The sequence below is a fragment of the Geminocystis sp. CENA526 genome (assembly GCF_050753365.1).
Lineage (GTDB): Bacteria > Cyanobacteriota > Cyanobacteriia > Cyanobacteriales > Cyanobacteriaceae > Geminocystis.
Genome location: NZ_JBLZFY010000310.1, coordinates 1 through 1,131, shown reverse-complemented (window position 1 = coordinate 1,131; position 1,131 = coordinate 1). Strand labels below are relative to the sequence as shown.

Below are 1,131 nucleotides of genomic sequence, written 5' to 3'. Positions count from 1 at the left end.
GCTAATTTTTCTTGAGTTTCTTTCATTTGTTGAATGATAAAAAATCCTCCCGATACTCCTAATGCAACTAATAATCCAGTTACGATCGCAATGATTAGATTATTATTATTTTGAGAAGAATTAACAGAATTAGGAATAACAGGAGAAGGCTCAATAACTTCTTTCTCTTTAGTAAAATTAATGGGGGATTTTTGGGGAATAACTGCAACCGTATTAATCTGGCTCATGTGTAAGGCTTCATACATGGCTTGAGAAGTGGGATACCGTTGATATAAGTCGATTTTTGAGGCTTTTTCTAATACTAACCTTAAATTTGAAGGCAAATTGGGGATATAACTTTGCCAGTCTAACTCTCCCGTGATGTTATTATTCGGGAGTTCGATCGGATACTTTCCTGTTAAGCTGTAAATCATGGTTAAGCTCAAGGCGTACAAGTCGCTACTAAAAACCGTTCTTCCCGTGCTTTGCTCTGGGGGGATAAATCCTCTCGTACCAACGATTACAGAGCTTACCGTTGAACCGCTACTTAAACTTACAGCTCCCATACTTTCTTTCACTGCACCAAAATCGATTAAGACGGGCAATTTATCGGAGTCACGAATAATAATATTTTCTGGTTTGATGTCTCGGTGAATGATGTTTTTGCTATGGATATATTTAAGAGTATTGAGTAAGGATGACAAAATTGATTCACACTGGGCGCTACTAATTGCCCCTAATTCCGCTAAACTTTTCCCTTCGATATACTCCTGCACAAGATAAAATTCTTCATTTTCAGTGAAATAAGCGTATAAGGTGGGAATTTGAGAGCAATTTTGTCCTAATTCTTCTAATACCTTCGCTTCTCTCTCGAATAATCCTTGAATTAGCTCGATCGAAATGTTATTTTGATGAGCAGGTTTTAGTTTTTTAATGACAACCTGTCTTCCCGAAGGCATTTGTAAATCTTGAGCTAAAAATGTATCTCCAAAGCCACCGCTACCTAAACTTTTAATGATTTTGTATCTGGTTTCGATCGAACTTACCATAATATTTTCCCTCAATTTAAGACTAATTTAAGACTATACTTACTTATCAGGGTGATTTACTGAAATTATGCGCTCTTAATCTAATTGTATAACTAAAATACTT

At 35.8% G+C, this 1,131-nt stretch carries 1 protein-coding gene; it reads right to left on the bottom strand.

Annotated features, from left to right (window positions below; all coding sequences use genetic code 11):
* A partial coding sequence (locus tag ACN4EE_RS23590; protein ID WP_431708949.1) for a protein kinase domain-containing protein occupies positions 1–1,028 on the bottom strand: 1,028 nt, incomplete at its 3' end.
* Between the last annotated feature and the right edge of the window lie 103 nt (positions 1,029–1,131).